This window comes from Pararhizobium sp. PWRC1-1 (genome assembly GCF_049897905.1).
GTDB lineage: Bacteria > Pseudomonadota > Alphaproteobacteria > Rhizobiales > Rhizobiaceae > Pararhizobium.
Genome location: NZ_JAFCXE010000003.1, coordinates 263598 through 281303, shown reverse-complemented (window position 1 = coordinate 281303; position 17706 = coordinate 263598). Strand labels below are relative to the sequence as shown.

Sequence of the window (17706 nt, the reverse complement as noted above, 5' to 3'; positions counted from 1 at the left end):
TTTTCGGGGTTATGCGCGAGGAGCCCGCCGATGACCATACTTGCCAGCCTCAGCCCCCGATCGCTTTCTGCCCCTGAAAGCGGCATTGTCGAACTGGTGAATTATGCGCGCGGGCGCGACGGGCTCATTCCGCTCTGGGTGGGCGAGGGTGATCTGCCGACGCCGGATTTCATCTCGCAAGCGGCCCAGGATTCGCTGAAAGCCGGCGAGACCTTCTACACCTGGCAGCGCGGAATCCCGACATTACGCGAGGCGCTGTCGCGCTATTACCAGCGGCATTTCGCCAAAACGCTGTCGCCGGACAATTTCTATGTGACCGGTTCCGGCATGCAGGCCATCAAGCTTGCCATCGAGGCCGTGACCTCGCCGGGCGACGAGATGGTGTTCCTGACCCCGGCCTGGCCGAACTTTGCCGCCAGCGCCGAATTGTCCGGCGTGCGCGCCGTCGCCGTGCCGCTGAGCTTCGAGGACGGCAAATGGCAGCTCGACATCGGCAGGCTGGAAGCCGCGATAACGGAAAAGACGCGGGCTCTGTTCGTCAATACGCCCTCCAATCCAACCGGCTGGACGGCCACGCATGACGACCTGAAAGCCATTCTGGCACTGGCGCGCAAACACGGCCTGTGGATCATCGCCGACGAGATCTATGCGCTCTATTCCTACAATGGCGCCCGCGCCCCGTCCTTCCTCGACGTGATGGAAGAGGACGAGCGCATCCTGTTCGTCAATTCGTTTTCGAAGAACTGGTCGATGACCGGCTGGCGGGCCGGCTGGATCGTGGCGCCGCCGGCGATCGGCCAGGTGCTGGAAAACCTGATCCAGTATTCGACATCGGGCGTGGCTCAGTTCATCCAGGCGGGGGCCTTGGTGGCGCTTGACCAGGGCGATGCGTTCGTCGCGGAAAACGTTGCCAAGGCCACCCGTTCACGCGACCTGCTCTGCGACGCGCTGATCGCCACCAACCGGGTGCAGACGTTGAAGCCGGACGGCGCGATCTACGCCTTCCTGAAGATCGATGGCGTCACCGATGCCCGGCGCGCAGCGCTGGATATCGTCGACAAGACCGGTGTCGGTCTCGCACCCGGAACCGCCTTCGGCGAGGGCGGATCGCTGTTCATGCGTGCCTGTTTTCTGCGTGATCCCAGGCAGATCGCCATCGCGGCCGAACGGCTGGCGGGCTATATCGCCGCGCTCTGAAGCAGCTTCGGCTGCATTGCATCGCACATAAGTCTTGTGAATCGCGTCGCGAACGGGTTTTATCCCGCTCACTTGAACAGCGCAGGAGCAGGCAATGGCGGTATTGGTAACGGGCGGCGGCGGATATATCGGCAGCCACATGGTCTGGGCATTGCTCGATGCGGGCGAACAGGTCGTCGTCATCGACCGCCTGTCGACCGGCTTCCGCTGGGCAATCGCACCCGAAGCGCGTTTCTATGAAGGCGATATTGCCGACACGGCCCTGATGCAGCAAATCTTTGCCGACAACGACATCGATTCCATCATCCATTTCGCCGGCTCTATCGTTGTGCCGGAATCGGTCGCCGATCCGCTCGGTTACTACGAAAACAACACGGTCAAATCCCGCAGCCTGATCGCCAGCGCTGTCGAAGCGGGTATTCCCTATTTCGTGTTTTCCTCGACGGCTGCGGTCTATGGCACACCCGATGTGCTGGAACCGGTGACGGAGAGCGTCAATCTCAAGCCGGAATCGCCTTACGGTTCGTCGAAGCTGATGACCGAGATCATGCTGCGCGACACCGCCAATGCGCATGCTTTCACCTACACGGCTTTGCGCTATTTCAATGTCGCTGGTGCCGATCCGAAGGGACGCAGCGGCCAATCGACGGCAACGGCGACCCATCTGATAAAGGTTGCCTGCGCCACCGCACTCGGCAAACGTTCGTCGATGAGTGTGTTCGGCACCGACTATCCCACCCCGGACGGAACCTGCGTGCGCGACTATATCCATGTCTGGGACCTCGTTCAGGCCCATCTGAAAGCCCTGCAGCGCATGCGCGCCGGTGGCGGATCGCTAGCGGCCAACTGTGGCTATGGCCACGGATTTTCCGTGCTCGAAGTGCTCGATGCCGTTCGCAAGGTGCACGGTGAGGATTTCCCAGTGACGTTCTCCGAGCGGCGCGCAGGAGACCCTGCGATGATCGTCGCCAATCCGGCGCTGGCCAAGCAGGAGCTTGGATGGGTGCCGCAATATGACGATCTGAACGGCATCATCCGCAGCGCGCTGGATTGGGAATTGCATCTGATGCGGAAAAATTCGTTCTAAGAATACAGTCGGTTCCGTACTTTTCTGACGCTGACGTAGGGTCGCCAAGCGCAAGGCCGGGCGGCCTCTCCAGTTTGACGACAGTTTCACCCTCTAGGGTACCGGTCAGAATAGACTGACTGGACCCGGAGCATGATGGAGTTTTCGCGCCTCAAAAACCATATGACCGCAAGGGCTGAGCCCCTGCAGTCGAAGGCGCCGCACGGCACCAGTTCTGCTGGATCGCTGGGCAATTGCAATTCTGCTTCCTCTCACCAAGCCATCGCCGGTACCGCCTGCGATCGTCTTTGCGTTTAACGGGAGGGGCGGATGAAAGCTGTCATTCTTGCCGGTGGCCTGGGCTCACGCATTGCCGAAGAAACACATCTGCGGCCAAAGCCGATGATCGAGATCGGCGGGCGGCCGATCCTCTGGCATATCATGAAGCTCTACTACGCCCATGGCGTGCGCGACTTCATCATCTGCTGTGGCTTCAAAGGCTACATGATCAAGGAATATTTCGCCAATTACGGCCTGCACATGTCGGACATCACGTTTGACCTGTCGCAGAACTCGATCGAATTTCACCGTCAGAGCGCCGAGAACTGGCGCGTCACGCTGGTCGATACGGGTGAAAACTCGATGACCGGCGGCCGCCTCAAGCGGGTCGCGTCCTACCTCAAGGACGAGGAAGCGTTCTGCTTCACCTATGGCGACGGCGTCAGCAATGTCGATATTGGCAAGACCATTGCCTTCCACAAGAGCCACGGCAAGCAGGCGACCGTGACGGCCGTGCGGCCGCCGGCACGCTATGGCGCGCTGCAGCTGGAAGGCACCGAAGTCCAGGGTTTCATCGAAAAACCGGAAGGCGAAGGTGGCTTCATCAACGGCGGCTTCTTCGTGCTTTCGCCTCGCGTCATCGACCGGATCGACGCGGATCATTCAAGCTGGGAAGGCGATCCATTGATGGGACTGGCCAGAGAGGGCGAGTTGCAGGCCTATTTCCACGACGGCTTCTGGCAACCGATGGATACGCTGCGCGACAAGAACCACCTTGAAAGCCTGTGGCAGAGCGGCACCCCACCCTGGAAGAGCTGGTGATGACAATGACAAATGAATTCTGGCGCGGAAAACGGGTGCTCGTCACCGGGCATACCGGCTTCAAGGGCAGCTGGCTGACGCTATGGCTGCGCGAACTGGGAGCCGATGTCTCCGGCCTGTCGCTGGCGCCGCAGACCGACCCCTCGCTGCATCTGCTGCTCGGCGGCGGCATGGATGGCTCAGGCATCATCGATATCCGCGATCGTGATGCCGTTACCCATCATGTGTTGAAAACCAAGCCACAGATCGTCTTCCATCTGGCGGCGCAGGCTTTGGTGCGCGCCGGTTATCGTAATCCGGCCGAGACTTACGATATCAACGTCATCGGCACGGCTAATCTGCTGGACGCCCTGCGGATGTCGGAGGATGTGCGCTCGATCGTCGTCGTGACCACCGACAAGGTCTACCACAACGCCGAGACCGGCCTTGCCTTCATGGAGAGCGATCCGCTCGGCGGCCACGATCCCTACAGCGCCAGCAAAGCGGCCGCGGAGATCGTCGCCGCAAGCTACCGCGCCTCGTTCTTTGCAGCCCGCAAGATCGGCCTTGCCACGGCACGCGCCGGCAATGTCATCGGCGGCGGTGACTGGGCCGAAGACCGGCTGATCCCGGATGCCGTAAGAGCCTGGCAGGGTGGCGAGACGTTGCAGGTACGCCGTCCACGCGCCGTGCGTCCCTGGCAGCATGTGCTTGAGCCACTCGGCGGATATATGGGATTGGCGCAGCGTCTGTGGCTTATGCCTGACGGGATCGAGAGCTACAATTTTGGACCGGATCACGGCGAAGCGGCCTCCGTTGGGGCGGTCCTCAAAATGGCCGAACGCCACTTTGGTGGCGGCGCGATGGTGCTTGGTGATGGCACGGATGGTCCGCACGAAGCGGGCTACCTGGTGCTTGACAGTGCCAAGGCACGCGCCGATCTCGGCTACCAGCCGCGCTGGCGTCTGGCGGAAACCGTCAAGCGGACGATGGAATGGTATAGGGCGCAAGGGCAGGGACAAGCAGCACTTGACCTCTGCCTTGGCGATATCCGCGATTTTGCCGGACTTGCCACCAAGGACGAACCTTTGCGGGCGGCCGGATGAGCGCGCGGTTCACGGCCCGCGCGACGCCGCTTCAGGGGCTTTCGGTCATCAGCCGCAGAACCATGTCGGACGATCGCGGCTTTCTGTCTCGGCTGTTCTGCGAAGAAGATCTTGCGGCCTTCGGCTGGCAGGGGCGCATCGCACAACTGAACGAGACCGGTACGCTCCACAAGGGCACGGTTCGCGGCATGCACTTCCAGCGCCCGCCCCATGCCGAGATCAAGCTCGTCACGTGCACCCGCGGCCGGGTGCTCGACATTGCCGTCGATATCCGCGCGCAATCGCCGACGTTTCTGCAGCATTTCGCCGTCGAGCTGTCCGAAGACAATGCCTGCTCGCTGCTGATTCCCATGGGTTTCGCGCATGGCTTCCAGGCACTGACCGATGATGTGCGGATGATCTATGCCCATTCAGAGCCCTATGCGGCTTCTTCCGAGGGGGGGCTCAATCCGCAAGACCCCGCACTCGGCATCGACTGGCCGTTGCCGGTCGCCAACCTGTCGCCGCGTGATGCGGCGCATCCCTTGCTGTCGCCGGACTATCGTGGAGTAGCCGCATGAAATGCCGTCACTGCGGATCGACGCATATGGTGCCCTTCCTCGATCTCGGCACCGCGCCACCCTCCAATTCCTACGTCAATGCCGATGAGCGGCACTTGCCGGAGCTGTGGTATCCGCTGGTGATCCGCTGCTGCCAGGAATGCCGCCTCGTGCAGACCGAGGATTTTGCCGAACGCGAGACGTTCTTTTCCTCGAGCTATGCCTATTTCAGCTCGTTTTCGACCTCGTGGCTTAATCACGCCAAGCGTTATGTCGCCGACATGCAGGCCCGTTTCGGCCTGACCGAAGCTTCCCATATCGTCGAGGCCGCCGCCAATGACGGCTATCTGCTGCAATATGCCAGGGAGCGCGGCATCGGCTGCCTCGGTATCGAGCCGACCGCAAGCACGGCTGCGGCCGCGCGCGCCAAGGGCATCGAGATCGTCGAGGAATTCTTCGGTGCGGAACTTGGGGAAAGGCTCGCAGCAGAGGGCCGTTCCGCTGACCTGACGGCCGCCAACAATGTTCTGGCCCATGTGCCTGATATCAACGATTTCGTCGCCGGTTTCGCACGTCTGCTGAAGGAAAACGGCGTTGCTACCTTCGAGTTTCCGCACCTGCTGAATATGGTGCGCGAGGCGCAGTTCGATACCGCCTATCACGAGCACTATTCCTACCTGTCGCTGACAGCGGTGAGCCGCGTTTTCGAAGCCAACGGGCTGTCCGTCTTTGATGTCGAGACGACGCCCTGGCATGGCGGCAGCCTGCGGGTGTTCGGACAGCGTAGCGATACCGGAACGCACGAGGTGACGCCCGCCGTCGCTGCCGTGCTTGCTGAAGAGCGCGCGGCCGGCATGCTGAACGACAGCTTCTACACGGACTTCCAGGAGGCCGCGCAGTCTGTACGTGATGGATTCCTGACATTTCTGATCGAGTGCCGGCGCCAGGGTCTGAAGGTCGCAGCCTATGGCGCTGCGGCCAAGGGCAACACGCTGATCAACTTCTCCGGCGTCAAGCCTGATCTCCTGTCCTTCGTTGTCGACAAGAACCCGGCCAAGCAAGGCCTCCTGCTTCCCGGCAGCCGTATCCCCGTTGTCACGGAAGAATTTCTCAAAGCCGAAAAACCGGAAAGAGTTGTGATACTGCCATGGAACCTTCAAGCCGAAATCAGACATCAGCTTTCGTATATCAGCGATTGGGGTGGCAAGTTCGTCACAGCGGTGCCGACGCTGACGGTGCATCCTTAGCCGAAGGCGCTACCGGCGATCTGCCGGAAGTCGCCGTCGAGGCGCCGGTGAAGAAAACCGATACGCCTGGCATCAAGATCGGCTGAGCAAAAGTCGCCGCCTATTTCCCGCTATCGCCGAGGATGTCCAGTTCATGCTCGATCGAATGTTGGATCAGGCGCGCCCAGATATCCTCGTAGAAATCGGGTTCAAGCCCGGCCTTTTCTGCGTTGCGGCGTGCATTTTGCCGGACTTGATCCACGCGCGACGGAATGTCCGCCTTCAACCCGGCCGGTTTCTTGATCTCGGCCGCCCGCCCGATATAGCCCCAGCGTTCCTGAAAGAGCGCCATCAGGGCTTGATCGATGCGGTCGATCTCGACACGGATCTCTGCCATCGAGGCACAGTCTGCCGGGTTTTTCTGCATAAGGCTCTCCGGATGCTTCACCACGGCACTGCTGCATCGCAGGACCGCATGCGACGGTGCTTATCAACCCACGTACCGGCTGAGAAGCCGAAAAGCCGAACGGAAGTCAAAGGGTCGCGGGCAAGCCTCGCGAAAGGCGCTGCCGCTAATGTACGGCAAACGGAGAAATTTCATGTTCGCGCAGCCGAAACTGACGATTTGTGTACCCTCGCGTAACCGCCAGCCCTATTTCCAGGAAACGATCAGAAGTCTTCTGGCGAACATGCGCATGGATGTCGAATATATCTTCGCCGACAATTCCGATGATGCCTCCATCATGAACGATTTCATGAAGGACGTGCTTGCCGATCCGCGCGTGAAATATCTGCCTTCGGTGGGCAGGGTCTTGCCGATGGTCGAGAATTGGGATCGATGCGTCGAGGCTACCACCGGCGAGTTTGTCTGCATGATCGGCGATGATGATTACGTCGATGTCGATGTGGCCGACCTGATCCGCCGCTGCCAGGCAGAGCAGTCCACGCTAGACGTTCTCATTTGGAATCGCCTAACTTTCAATTGGCCCTGCAATCGTCCTCAGCATTGCAATATAGCGGCGCATCTCGACACCGGTGTTTACCGGATTTCACGGGCGTTGGCCTATCAGGAATTTTTTGGGTGGAGGGGAGGGAAGGCGAGCCCCAACATGGCTTTCGGTTTCTATCACGGCGCGGTGTCGATGCGCGTGATGAACAAGATTAAGGCGAAGTTTGGCGGAAAATACTGCGAATATCCGGTCGTCGATTTTGAGAATATTTGCAAGGTCCTCGTGACTGCGGAGCAAATGGTCTACTCGGGACGGTCCTTCTCTGTTCTTGGCTCTTGCGCAAAAAGCAATTCAGCGAAAATCAAGACGACTGATAAGCTCAAGGAGCAACTTGCGGCATTTATGATCGAGACCCAACGTAATATCGACGAAGATGCGCATATGAAGGATTTCCCCTTCCGTTCTACTCTCGGGCTTACTGCCGTTATAGCGCAGACTCAGCATTGGTTCCTGGCCCAGTACGGCTATAGCCCGATGACGGGCTGGGAAGCCAATTTCGCGGAAGCATGTGGTAACAGTTGCAGCATAATGTCGACCCAGGAGGATCGCGATAGAGCTGTCGAGGGTTTCCGCCAAGCCTTTGCGAACTGGAAGGGTGGAAAATATTTGAAACACTTCCAACCCGCCGATTTCCCTGATGCGGCAGGGGGCCATTTTTTTACCGGTGTTAGCGACAACCAACTCTACATCGATGAAGAGATTGGTGGTGTTCAGACACCCGCAGAACTCTATGATTTTGTCGACCAGATGCTCGCTCCACAGCAAGATTTGACACTGAACTTCAACGAGTATTTCAAGGTCGCTTGATTTGCGGTCGAGAGAATAGGCTGTTTGCGGTGGAACTTGGTATTGTCGTCTCATCTGGCGGAGCAGCGCTTGCAGAAATTCTCAGGATATCCGGAGATGCAGGCATTGGCTTTACTGTGATTTCCGATCGCGTTTGCGGGGCAGAGGCGGTTGCTGAGAAGGCTGGTGCCCGGCTGCTGCGTATTGAGGAAAAAAAACGACGGGATTTCTCGCGCGAGGTTGCCCAGGCTGCTCGCGCATGTCAGGTCGAACGGATTCTCCTGTTTTTCGATCGTCTTGTCACCAGCGAGCTATTTCACGCCATTCCAACTGCGAATGTGCATCCGGCTGCTTTGCCAGCATTCAAAGGATTGACTGGTGTTGAGGACGCCCACGCAGCGCGCGTGCGACTTCTTGGGTGCAGCTTGCATGTAGTCGATGAAACCATGGATGGCGGACCGCTTATCTGCCAGTTGGCACGCGGGGTTGAACCCGATTGGCCGTTAGCACGGTGGCAGAAAATGGCCTTCCTGATGAAGGTCTATTGTGGTCTTGTCTGGGTTTCGACCTCTGCTTCCCTGAAAGCCAGTCTACCGCCACTCAACGCGTCGCATGGACTGCCGGACGCATGGATGCATTCCTTCCGGGAACTTCAGAAGCGTGAAGGTGAGGCCGTGATCGCTTGATAAGATGGATGCAGCCCAGCGACAGACAACGCCGCCGGACTGTTGTAAGCGATTCCTGACGCCTAAGCGTCGATCCAGACAAGCTCCAGGCCTTCGCGGTGAAGTGCTGGCAAGGCGGCTATCGCTTCGCGGGCTTTCAACGGATTGAGCCCGATGAAAACGATTTCGATATCTATAGGCAGCTGCGCCGGTGCAATGACCGGCCGTCCAAAGTGCTCGGTGCCGTGCAGCTTCGGGTTTTGATCGAGGAAATTTCTCAGCTCAATATGCTTTTCCATGCGGCTGAAGATCCAACTGCCGTAGAAGCCTGCGCCGTAGATGGCGGCCGACCGGCCGGCAGCCTTTGAAACCGCATCATCAAGGTTCTGAGCTGCTTTTGTCCAGAAATCACATATCCCCCTGCTGCGGTCGGCAGCTTGTAATGCTGAAGCTTGATCCCTTTCAGCAATTACCGGCGCTTGTGGACGCGTGGCAACCACGAAGAATGCGCCAGGAAAGGACGTGCGATCCATGGTCTCTACAATGAGGCCGGATTTTGCGAAAGCATATCGGAGCGAAGCATCGCTGAAGTGATTGAGGTGGTCGACCACAGCCATGTCACCCGGATTGGCGGCGACGTCGGGAATGGACACCAGTAGTCGTCCATCGACTTTCAACATGTCATGCAAGCTGCTGAGGAAGGCGACGGGTTCAGCGACATGTTCGAGCACGAAATGGGTCATGATGGCGTCAAAGCGGCCTGCCCATTGAGACGGTGTGCTGTAGATCGCCTGATTTTCCGGTTCGATCCATCCCTGCCAGGCCGAAGCATAGTCCGAACTGACGTCGAAGACATGTGGCTGTAGGTCAGGCCGGGTAGCAAATATCTTCCTTAGTGTGGTCGCCTTTGCGGCGCCATAGTCGAGCAGCGAGGCACCTTCCGGCAGATCAAAAAGACGCAGCGCAAGAGCAGCCTGATGATCGGTGCGGAAGATCGGCGTTCCGTCCGTGGCAACGGCAAAGATCTGATCGTGATCTTCGCTGCCGAGCGAGATTTTGTAGCCGGTGTCATAGAAAGTCTGAATATCTGGAAGATCGGCGCATTGCGCATGCCCGCATGTATCGCAGACGAACACCTGCGTGGGCATGTCGAGTATCGTCATCACCGATGTCAGGGCCGGAGCCGAAGCTTCGTATGCTGTCGTGGCAATGTCGCTTGCGCAAACTCGGCAGTGATTCATATCTGCTTCTCCCTCGCGACGACGAGCTCCGGAAGAACCTGCGCGAAATCGACACCAGCGGCAAACGAGCCTTGCCAGCCGATCCGCACGCCGACGGGCTCCGCATAATTGAAATAGCGGAACTGGATGCTCCAGCGTGGAATAGAGGAAATGTTATGGCCGGATTGATGCATTGTCAGGAAGTCCATGAGGACCAGGTCGCCGGGCTTGCTGAGAGGAGCGACGTGCTTGTATCGGGAAAGGCGTTCTTCGGCGTTGTCCAGATGCAATGCGTAAGCGCCGAACTTGCCGACGCCGGCGTCGTCGCTATAGACGGGAATTAATCCTTCCGCGTGTGAACCTTCGGCGATCTGCACCGGGCCCATATCCGCGGTAACAGGAAGAAGTGGAGTCCAGAACACCACACCATCGAGGCTACGCAACTGCGACGGGAATTCCTGATGCCACTGTGCACGGAATTTCTCTTCGCCCGGATTGTCGATGCGCATGCCATACCCGCCGGCGGCGATGCCGGGGATACTGCCGGGCCGAAGCGCCCTGAACACATCGTCATTTGCACCGTAGCTCACCAGTCGCATGAACGACGGTATCTGCTTGATCGCGTCATAGATTTCGCCGCCCCATGAGCGGTTTTTGGCAATCAGCGCCCGATAGGCCGTTGTCATGGCCTCATAGGATGTTTCTGTTGATGCCTCGACGCCGTATTTCTTGCAAATCAGGGCGATAATGATGCGGATATCCTCAAGGATGGGGGCGATATCTCGATCAGCATCGTAGAAATTTGGTAGGATTGTATAGCCCTTCTGCGCGAATTCCTCGCGAGCGGCGGATGAGATTGTCGTCTGGTCTTCGGTCATGATGTCACCGTTTCCTGTTTGAGGAGCGCCTGCCACGGGGTTGTCGCCGGCACAAGACACTGCGCGGCGCGAGGACCCATATGAGCAATGAGATCGAGAATGGATACATAGGGTGTGAAGGTCTCGCCGTTCTGCGCCCATGGCGTGCGGCTGTAAGCCATATAATCTACCACAACGCCCGAAACCTCGAAGGCTTCGTGGTCAAGATAGTTCAAAGCGCCATGCCCGGTAACGTAGCGCGTGCCGCCGAAATGCGTGACCATGTCGAGCACCCGCTGCCAGGAACGTCCCTCGACGGCCATTTTGCTGGCGATCGCAGTTTGCCGTCTTGCTCCGATGCCAAGGTAGCGTGCCGGTTCCTCAATGCTGGCAATCAGCAGGTCACAGAGCGACGCGTGACTGTAGACCCGATCGAAGATCACCAGTGCATCGTTTAGATAAGGGGCCGCTTGCAGGGATTGACGCAGTAATGCGCGATGGCTGGCCTTCCAGCTGTCGTCGGAGGCGCGAAGATCAGCGATCTTTGTGAAGCTTCCCTTGCCAGCAAGAGGGATTGTCATCCAGCGGATATCATTGCCATATTTTAGCTGAATACGATTGGTGAAACTCCCCTTGGAAAACTGCGCGTCGTCGAGATAGATGTAGACATCCGCGAGCATCAATTGCTCGAAGAAACCTGGCCACGGAAAGAGCATCGGCTGCGAAATCACCACGGCTGTCATGATTTTTGATCCTTGCCGGCACGCCCGAACGTCAGTCGCGGATGCATCGCAGATATCCCCCCGGGGAGCTGGACAATACCAACTTGCCGTTGATCACGTCGTCCGCTTCGAAGCGATCGGTCTCGCCCATATAGATGTTAAGGGCGGCTAGCGGTTCGTCGCCCGGATACCAGATCTTGGAGCGTTTCGTCGGCGTCTGGGCTGCCTCGGTCCGTCCAAGCAGCGTGTCGGCAACGACGAGAAACTGCCCCTCGGTGACCAACGGTCCGTAATGCCGTAGTTCGTCGAGAACGTGATCACGGCTATGATCGCTGTCCAGCACCACCATGACGGAGGCGCCTGCGGGGATAGCGGCTTTGACCTTGGCAAGCGTTTCGGCCGAGGTCGATGGACCCTCGATCAGTTCGATCAGAGGAGACATCGGGTGAATTTCGATGGCTTCGCGATTGTGGGCGCGGATGTCGATATCGACGCCGACCACCTTGCCCTTGCCGATCAGCTTCAGTATCGCTGCCATCATGATCATCGAGCCGCCCCGCGCCACGCCGGTTTCGATGATGACGTCCGGCTTGGCTGCCCAGATGACTTCCTGTGTCGCCATGACGTCTGCCGGCATCTGGATAATCGGTACGCCGAGGAACGACCAGAGATAGGAATAATCGTATCTGTCGAGAGCCACGAGTGCATCGACGGACTGGCGAAAAGCGTCGTTGTCCTGGCCAAGCGCCAGGCACATGTCCTTCTTGTGCGCTTCGAATTCCTGGCGATCGTCTTTGATGGTCATGTGATGTGGCGCCTTGTCGTTCAAAATGGCTTGTTAAGCCTGTGGAGGGCGGCGAGCAATGCGCCGGTGTTTCAAGCGGATTTTGCCAGAGGTAGTTCGCCGGCTGCCCGGCTGTCGATCAGGCTGACGATGACGCCGGTCACGCGTTCGATCTCTTCCTCGGTCATGTCATGGTAGCTCGGCAGGTTGATGGCGCGTTCGGGGATATCCCAGGCATGCCGGTTTTCGCGCCGCTCGGAAAACATCGGCAGGCTGGTCAGCGGATGGAAGAACACGCGCGCGTCGATATTGGCTGAGCTGAACGCCTGCTGCAGCATTTCGCGGGTGATGCCGATATCGCGGTCGAACACGGCGGTCGGCATCCAGGCGCCGTTGACGGTACCGGCATTTTCTGGATTGAGGCTGATGCTCTGATAGGCTTTCAGTCTTTCGGCATAGCTTGAGAGAATTTCGCGCTTGCGGGCAATCAGGCTCCCGATGCGCTCAAGCTGGGCGCAGCCGAGCGCGGCCTGAATGTTCGACATCTTGTACTTGAAGCCGACATCATCCGGCCAGAACTGCTTTTTCTGGTTGCGGGCGCGGCCGTGATTGCTGAGCGTCAGCACTTTCTCGAACAGCGCGTCGTCGCTGGTGACGAACATGCCGCCTTCGCCGGTCGTCAGTGTCTTGGTGCCGTGGAAGGAGAAAGTGCCGAACGTGCCCATCGATCCGGCGCGCCGGCCGTGCCATTCGGAGCCGATCGCCTCGGCCGCATCCTCGATGACCGGAATGCCGTGGCGGCGGCCGATATCGAGAAGGCGGTCCATGTCGCATAGATTGCCATAGATATGCGTGGCGATGATCGCTTTGGTCTTCGGCGTGATATGGCGCTCGACCTCGGCCGGATCGATGCACCAGCTGTCGGGCAGGATATCGACGAAAACCGGGGTAGCACCGAGATGGACGATAGGTGCAGCCGTGGCGATCCAGTTGGTTTCGGCGAGGATGATTTCGTCGCCGTCACCGATGCCAAGCGCTGCAAGGCCCATATGCAAGGCGCCGGTGCAGCTCGATGTGGCAATCGCATGGGTAACGCCAAGATGCTGGCGGAAGCCGTTCTCGAACCGGACGATGTAGTCGTAGCAACGCTCGCCCCAGCCATTGGCGGCGGCATCGGTGGCATAGGCGACTTCCAGCTCGGTGATCGAGGGCTTGGTGTAGGAAATTCGCGGCGTCTTCTCACTCATATGGCTTTGCCGTCCTTGCCAAGCAGGGTGCCGCCGCAGATCAGCCCGACCGGCGTCAGGATCGGCTTGATCATCGTGTAAAACTCCGCGGCGTCGCGGGCCCCGCCGATGAAACGGTCGATCAGCAGCGCGCCGTCATGCAAGCCGCGCCGCGTATCCTTTGGCCGGATCTCATGGAATTCCGGGCGAAAGAACGGCGCAAGATGACCGCCTTCGAATCCCTTCAAAGCGGCGAAATAAGCGTTGCCCTTGTTTTTGTAGGTTTCCCGGCCGGTTTCCATCATGCAGTCGATCACGGTTGCGCGCACGAACGCCTCGCTGCCGCCGGACCAGGGCGTATCGAGTTCACGCAGTACGTGGAACTGCACTTCGGCGACCGCTCCGGTGAGGCCAAGGCCTGAGTGGAAGGGGAAATTCCAGGGATGAACCGGCGGAGCTGCCGCAAAAGGCGAGGTACTGACAGCCGACATCGGCCGGGCGCTGAAGGCGAGTTCGTTGGAAAACAGTAGGACCTTGGCTGCCCATTCATATTGTGGCACCGGTGTCGACCAGTCGCTTGGCTGCGGCAATTGCAGCAGCGCGTCTACCAGAGAACGGCGGATGGCAGCATGATGGAGGCCGTAAGGCATCTTCGGCACGTTGAGGCTGTTTTCCCAGTAGAAGAAGGCTTTCAGCATTCCGGTCTTGTCGAGTTTGTCGATGTGATAGCGGGCAGGGATGGCGACGGAGCTTGCCTTGCCGGGCTCGGCATGACGGTCGATCTGCAGGACATTCCACGCGAGTGCATCAACGTCTGGAGAGCTGGTTTCGAGATAGGCGACCATCGTCGCCAGTTCGCTTTCGATGACATCGCCGGGGTTGACCAGTGTCACCCAGTCGCCCTTGGCGGCTGAGACGGCGTGGCGCCACAGGAGTTGACGGGTGATTCCGGCGGGTGCGTCTGTTGTCATGACGCGTGTCTCGCTGGTGGCAAGGCCGGTGAGCGCGTCGGTGAGCGATACATCGGCAGGTTTTGCGATGACGATCTCAAAGTCCGCGCTTTGGTTCTCCAGAAGCATTGTCACAAGCGGCAGGGCGTTCTGCGCGGCAGTTTCCACGGGAATGCAGATCGAGAGTTTGGTCATGGCTTGCCTCGTGCGTGTCGCGGTCGCTGCCGGGCCGCCACCGCGAGCGGCGGTTCCGGAAGCTGGTCACATCAGCAGGCAAGTACCTTCTGCAACAGAGGAGGGTGCGGTCCTGTCTCTCAGCGGAAGCCATTGCCTGCTGATGTGTGCTTTAGAGGTAGCGCGGGAAACTTGAGCGAAGCTTTGCATGACGGCTGCCCGGCGCTTTAAGCGCCGAGCGAGAGTTTGATGGCGAAGCCGATGACGGTGACGGTCAGCACCCCCAGAAACCACAGGCCGACGAACCACAGGAGCTTTTTGGAAACGCTGTTCTCGTCTGGCATCAGTGATAGCCCTCCTCAGGGTCCATCTTGCCCCGGAACACCCAGTAGGCGTAGCCGGTGTAGATCAGGATGATCGGTACGAGGAATGCGGCACCCCACAGCAGGAAGGCCAGGCTCGAATCCGGCGCTGCTGCATCCCAGATGGTCACCGATGGCGGCACCATGTAGGGATAGAAGCTGATGCCGATGCCGGCAAAGCCGAGGACGAAAAGGCCGAGTGCCGCCAGAAACGGCTGGACATCACGCTTGCCGCGGATCCCCATGAGCAGCAGTGCGAAGCAGCCGAGTACAAGTACCGGTACAATGATGCTGAAGACTGCAGTTGGCCAGCTGAACCAGCGCTCCAGATATTGCGGTCTGAGGAACGGCGTCCACAGACTGACGATACCCATGGCAGCAATGGTGGCAAAGCACGTGCGCAGCGCGATCTTGCGGGCCCTTTCAGCCAGCTCTCCGGTCGTCTTCATCACCAGCCAGGTCGAGCCGAGAAGCGCATAGCCGATCAGGATGGCAAAGCCGGTGGCGATGGAAAACGGTGTCAGCCAATCCCACCAGGCGCCGGCATAGGCACGGTTGGCCACCGGGATGCCCTGGACGAGGGCGCCGAGTGCCACCCCTTGCGTGAACGCCGCGACCATCGAGCCACCGGCAAAGGCCCAGTTCCACAGGAACTCGCCGCGCCTGGTGCGCCAGCGATATTCAAAGGCGACGCCGCGGAAGACCAGTCCAAGCACCATGGCGATGATCGGAGCGTAGAGGGCCGACAGGATGACCGAGTAGGCCAGTGGAAAGACTGCGAGCAGACCGCCGCCGCCGAGCACCAGCCAGGTCTCGTTGCCGTCCCAGACCGGGGCGACGGAATTCATCATCACGTCGCGGTCGCGCTTTTCCGGAAAGAACGGGAAGAGGATGCCAATACCGAGATCGAAGCCGTCAAGGATGACATAGGCAAGCACCGCAAAGGCAATGATGGCAGCCCAGATGAAGGGAAGGTCAATGACCATGATGTGTGCTCCCATGGGTGTGTCCGGTCGCAGGCCCAGGCATGATGCCCGAGGTTCTGATCGGTCCGTCGTCGAGATCGGGCATCGGATCGCGCGGCAGGCGTTTCATCAGCCGCAGGATGTAGAAGGTGCCGGAGCCGAAGACGAAGAAGTAGACGACGATGAAGGCGATCAGCGAGGCGGCGACGGCGGGGGCGGCGATCGGCGAGATCGAGTCCGCCGTCAGTAGCTGGCCATAGATCGTATAGGGCTGGCGGCCGACCTCGGTGGTGATCCAGCCGGCAAGCACGGCGACGAAACCAGCAGGCCCCATCAGCACGGCCGCCCTATGCAGCCAGTCGGCGCTATCGAGCGTGCCCCTGAACCGACACCACAGGCTCCACAGGCCGATACCGAGCATGGCAAAGCCGATGCCAACCATGACGCGGAAGGACCAGAAGACGACTGCGACAGGCGGCTCGAGATTGTCTGGGATGGTGTCGAGGCCGGCAAGCGGCGCGTTCAGGTCATGCTTGAGGATCAGGCTGGAAAATTTCGGGATTTCGATCGCGTAGTCGATACGCTTTTCCGCCGTGTTCGGAATGCCGAACAGGATCAGCGGCGCGCCGTTCGGGTGGCTATCGAAGTGGCCTTCCATCGCCATGACCTTGACCGGCTGATGTTCCAGCGTGTTGAGGCCATGGAAGTCGCCGGCCATGATCTGGATCGGCGCGACGATCGTCGCCATCCACATGGCCATAGAGAACATGGTGCGCGAACGCCGGGGGGCGGTATTTTTCAGGAGATGCCATGCGCCGACGGCACCGACCACGAAGGCGGTGGTGAGATAGGCGGCAAGTACCATGTGTACGAGGCGGTAGGGGAAGGACGGATTGAAGACCACTTTCCACCAGTCGAGCGGAATGAACTGCCCGACTTCATTGATGCCGAAGCCGGCCGGCGTCTGCATCCAGGAGTTCACGGCGAGGATCCAGGTGGCCGAGATCAGCGTTCCGAAGGCGACCATGAACGTGGCGAGGAAATGCAGCTTCGGACCGACGCGGTGCAGACCGAACAGCATGACGCCGAGGAAGCCGGCCTCGAGGAAGAAGGCCGTCAGCACCTCGTAACCCATCAACGGCCCGATGATCGGCCCGGCCTTGTCGGAAAAGACGCTCCAGTTGGTGCCGAACTGGTAGGACATGACGATGCCCGAGACGACGCCCATGCCGAAGGCAACGGCAAAGATCGTCTTCCAGAAATTGAACAGGTCCATGTAGACCTGATCCTTCTTCCACAGCCACAGCGCCTCGAGCACGGCAAGAAAACTCGCAAGACCGATGGAGAAGGCTGGAAAGATGATGTGAAACGATACGGTGAAGGCAAACTGGATGCGGGCAAGCAACGTCGCGTCAAAACTCTCGAACACGGTACAATCCTTTCGAAGGTTTGGCAGCCGTCGGTGTGTCCGATTTCGCTCCGGCGGTCCCCTGCCTTTGCGGTGTGTCCGGCGCCTGAACCCGTGCGCTATAATCTGCGCTATTGGTGCAAAAGGTCAATGACATCGCTGCAACCATGATGTCACACTGCGACAATCGCCCACCTGCGGCAAAGTTGCATCCGGCCGCACGAGGTTCTGATTTGAGCGGCATCGTCCCGAAAGGCGACATCGGTAAAATTTTAATTATTGGCTTAAGCGGCCCGCAAACCCTACCGTCTATGGTCGGTTTTATCGAAGAACGAAACCCGTCGAGCGGTCGTGTTGCATGAT

At 59.3% G+C, this 17706-nt stretch carries 18 protein-coding genes; 9 read left to right on the top strand and 9 right to left on the bottom strand.

What is annotated here, in order from left to right; genetic code table 11:
• Positions 1-30: 30 nt before the first annotated feature.
• The 6 genes from ACP7E0_RS07265 to ACP7E0_RS07240 all read left to right on the top strand — a co-directional run bounded on the left by ACP7E0_RS07265 (position 31) and on the right by ACP7E0_RS07240 (position 6235).
• Positions 31-1197: a pyridoxal phosphate-dependent aminotransferase gene (locus tag ACP7E0_RS07265; RefSeq protein WP_426123929.1), complete on the top strand. Its 1167-nt coding sequence runs from the start codon at positions 31-33 to the stop codon at positions 1195-1197.
• A gap of 94 nt (positions 1198-1291) precedes the next feature.
• Positions 1292-2284, top strand: a complete 993-nt coding sequence (gene galE, locus ACP7E0_RS07260) for a UDP-glucose 4-epimerase GalE (protein ID WP_426123927.1) — start codon at positions 1292-1294, stop codon at positions 2282-2284.
• 309 nt (positions 2285-2593) lie between these two features.
• Positions 2594-3364, top strand: a complete 771-nt coding sequence (rfbF, locus tag ACP7E0_RS07255) for a glucose-1-phosphate cytidylyltransferase (protein ID WP_426123925.1) — start codon at positions 2594-2596, stop codon at positions 3362-3364.
• A complete protein-coding gene (gene rfbG, locus ACP7E0_RS07250; protein ID WP_426123924.1) occupies positions 3364-4449 on the top strand; it encodes a CDP-glucose 4,6-dehydratase in 1086 nt (361 codons plus the stop codon). The genes rfbF and rfbG overlap by 1 nt, the downstream gene beginning before the upstream one ends.
• On the top strand, positions 4446-5009 hold the full coding sequence (locus ACP7E0_RS07245; RefSeq protein WP_426123922.1) for a dTDP-4-dehydrorhamnose 3,5-epimerase family protein: 564 nt from the start codon (positions 4446-4448) through the stop codon (positions 5007-5009). The genes rfbG and ACP7E0_RS07245 overlap by 4 nt, the downstream gene beginning before the upstream one ends.
• On the top strand, positions 5006-6235 hold the full coding sequence (locus ACP7E0_RS07240) for a methyltransferase domain-containing protein (RefSeq protein WP_426123920.1): 1230 nt from the start codon (positions 5006-5008) through the stop codon (positions 6233-6235). The genes ACP7E0_RS07245 and ACP7E0_RS07240 overlap by 4 nt, the downstream gene beginning before the upstream one ends.
• Positions 6236-6335: 100 nt before the next feature.
• Here the strand turns inward: ACP7E0_RS07240 and ACP7E0_RS07235 are convergent, their stop codons facing one another.
• The gene (locus ACP7E0_RS07235; RefSeq protein WP_426123919.1) at positions 6336-6641 is read right to left on the bottom strand and encodes a chorismate mutase family protein; all 306 of its coding nucleotides are present in this window, start codon (positions 6639-6641) and stop codon (positions 6336-6338) included.
• Positions 6642-6813: 172 nt separating this feature from the next.
• Between ACP7E0_RS07235 and ACP7E0_RS07230 the strand changes: the two genes are divergently transcribed.
• Together ACP7E0_RS07230 and ACP7E0_RS07225 are read left to right on the top strand one after the other, a co-directional pair.
• The gene (locus tag ACP7E0_RS07230) at positions 6814-8031 is read left to right on the top strand and encodes a glycosyltransferase (protein WP_426123918.1); all 1218 of its coding nucleotides are present in this window, start codon (positions 6814-6816) and stop codon (positions 8029-8031) included.
• 29 nt (positions 8032-8060) lie between these two features.
• Positions 8061-8696, top strand: coding sequence for a formyltransferase family protein (locus tag ACP7E0_RS07225; protein ID WP_426123916.1), 636 nt, complete (start codon positions 8061-8063; stop codon positions 8694-8696).
• Between the two features lie 62 nt (positions 8697-8758).
• Here ACP7E0_RS07225 and ACP7E0_RS07220 read toward each other — a convergent pair whose 3' ends face one another.
• The 8 genes from ACP7E0_RS07220 to ACP7E0_RS07185 all read right to left on the bottom strand — a co-directional run bounded on the left by ACP7E0_RS07220 (position 8759) and on the right by ACP7E0_RS07185 (position 17364).
• A complete protein-coding gene (locus ACP7E0_RS07220; RefSeq protein WP_426123914.1) occupies positions 8759-9916 on the bottom strand; it encodes a methyltransferase domain-containing protein in 1158 nt (385 codons plus the stop codon).
• Positions 9913-10773 (bottom strand): phytanoyl-CoA dioxygenase family protein, encoded by an 861-nt coding sequence (locus tag ACP7E0_RS07215; RefSeq protein ID WP_426123913.1) that lies wholly within the window; start codon positions 10771-10773, stop codon positions 9913-9915. The genes ACP7E0_RS07220 and ACP7E0_RS07215 overlap by 4 nt, the downstream gene beginning before the upstream one ends.
• Entirely contained in the window at positions 10770-11495 is a 726-nt protein-coding gene (locus ACP7E0_RS07210) for a WbqC family protein (RefSeq protein WP_426123912.1), read from the bottom strand. The genes ACP7E0_RS07215 and ACP7E0_RS07210 overlap by 4 nt, the downstream gene beginning before the upstream one ends.
• 31 nt (positions 11496-11526) lie before the next feature.
• Positions 11527-12279: a cephalosporin hydroxylase family protein gene (locus ACP7E0_RS07205; protein ID WP_426123911.1), complete on the bottom strand. Its 753-nt coding sequence runs from the start codon at positions 12277-12279 to the stop codon at positions 11527-11529.
• 71 nt (positions 12280-12350) lie between these two features.
• Entirely contained in the window at positions 12351-13505 is a 1155-nt protein-coding gene (locus ACP7E0_RS07200; protein WP_426123910.1) for a DegT/DnrJ/EryC1/StrS family aminotransferase, read from the bottom strand.
• The gene (locus ACP7E0_RS07195; protein ID WP_426123909.1) at positions 13502-14629 is read right to left on the bottom strand and encodes a hypothetical protein; all 1128 of its coding nucleotides are present in this window, start codon (positions 14627-14629) and stop codon (positions 13502-13504) included. Before ACP7E0_RS07195 ends, ACP7E0_RS07200 begins: the two co-directional genes overlap by 4 nt.
• A 322-nt stretch (positions 14630-14951) precedes the next feature.
• Positions 14952-15956, bottom strand: coding sequence for a cytochrome d ubiquinol oxidase subunit II (gene cydB / locus ACP7E0_RS07190; RefSeq protein ID WP_426123908.1), 1005 nt, complete (start codon positions 15954-15956; stop codon positions 14952-14954).
• On the bottom strand, positions 15946-17364 hold the full coding sequence (locus ACP7E0_RS07185) for a cytochrome ubiquinol oxidase subunit I (RefSeq protein WP_426123907.1): 1419 nt from the start codon (positions 17362-17364) through the stop codon (positions 15946-15948). The genes cydB and ACP7E0_RS07185 overlap by 11 nt, the downstream gene beginning before the upstream one ends.
• 116 nt (positions 17365-17480) lie before the next feature.
• On the opposite strand from ACP7E0_RS07185, the gene ACP7E0_RS07180 reads away from it, so the two are divergent.
• A complete protein-coding gene (locus ACP7E0_RS07180) occupies positions 17481-17705 on the top strand; it encodes a hypothetical protein (RefSeq protein ID WP_426123906.1) in 225 nt (74 codons plus the stop codon).
• The last annotated feature ends 1 nt before the right edge of the window (position 17706 follow it).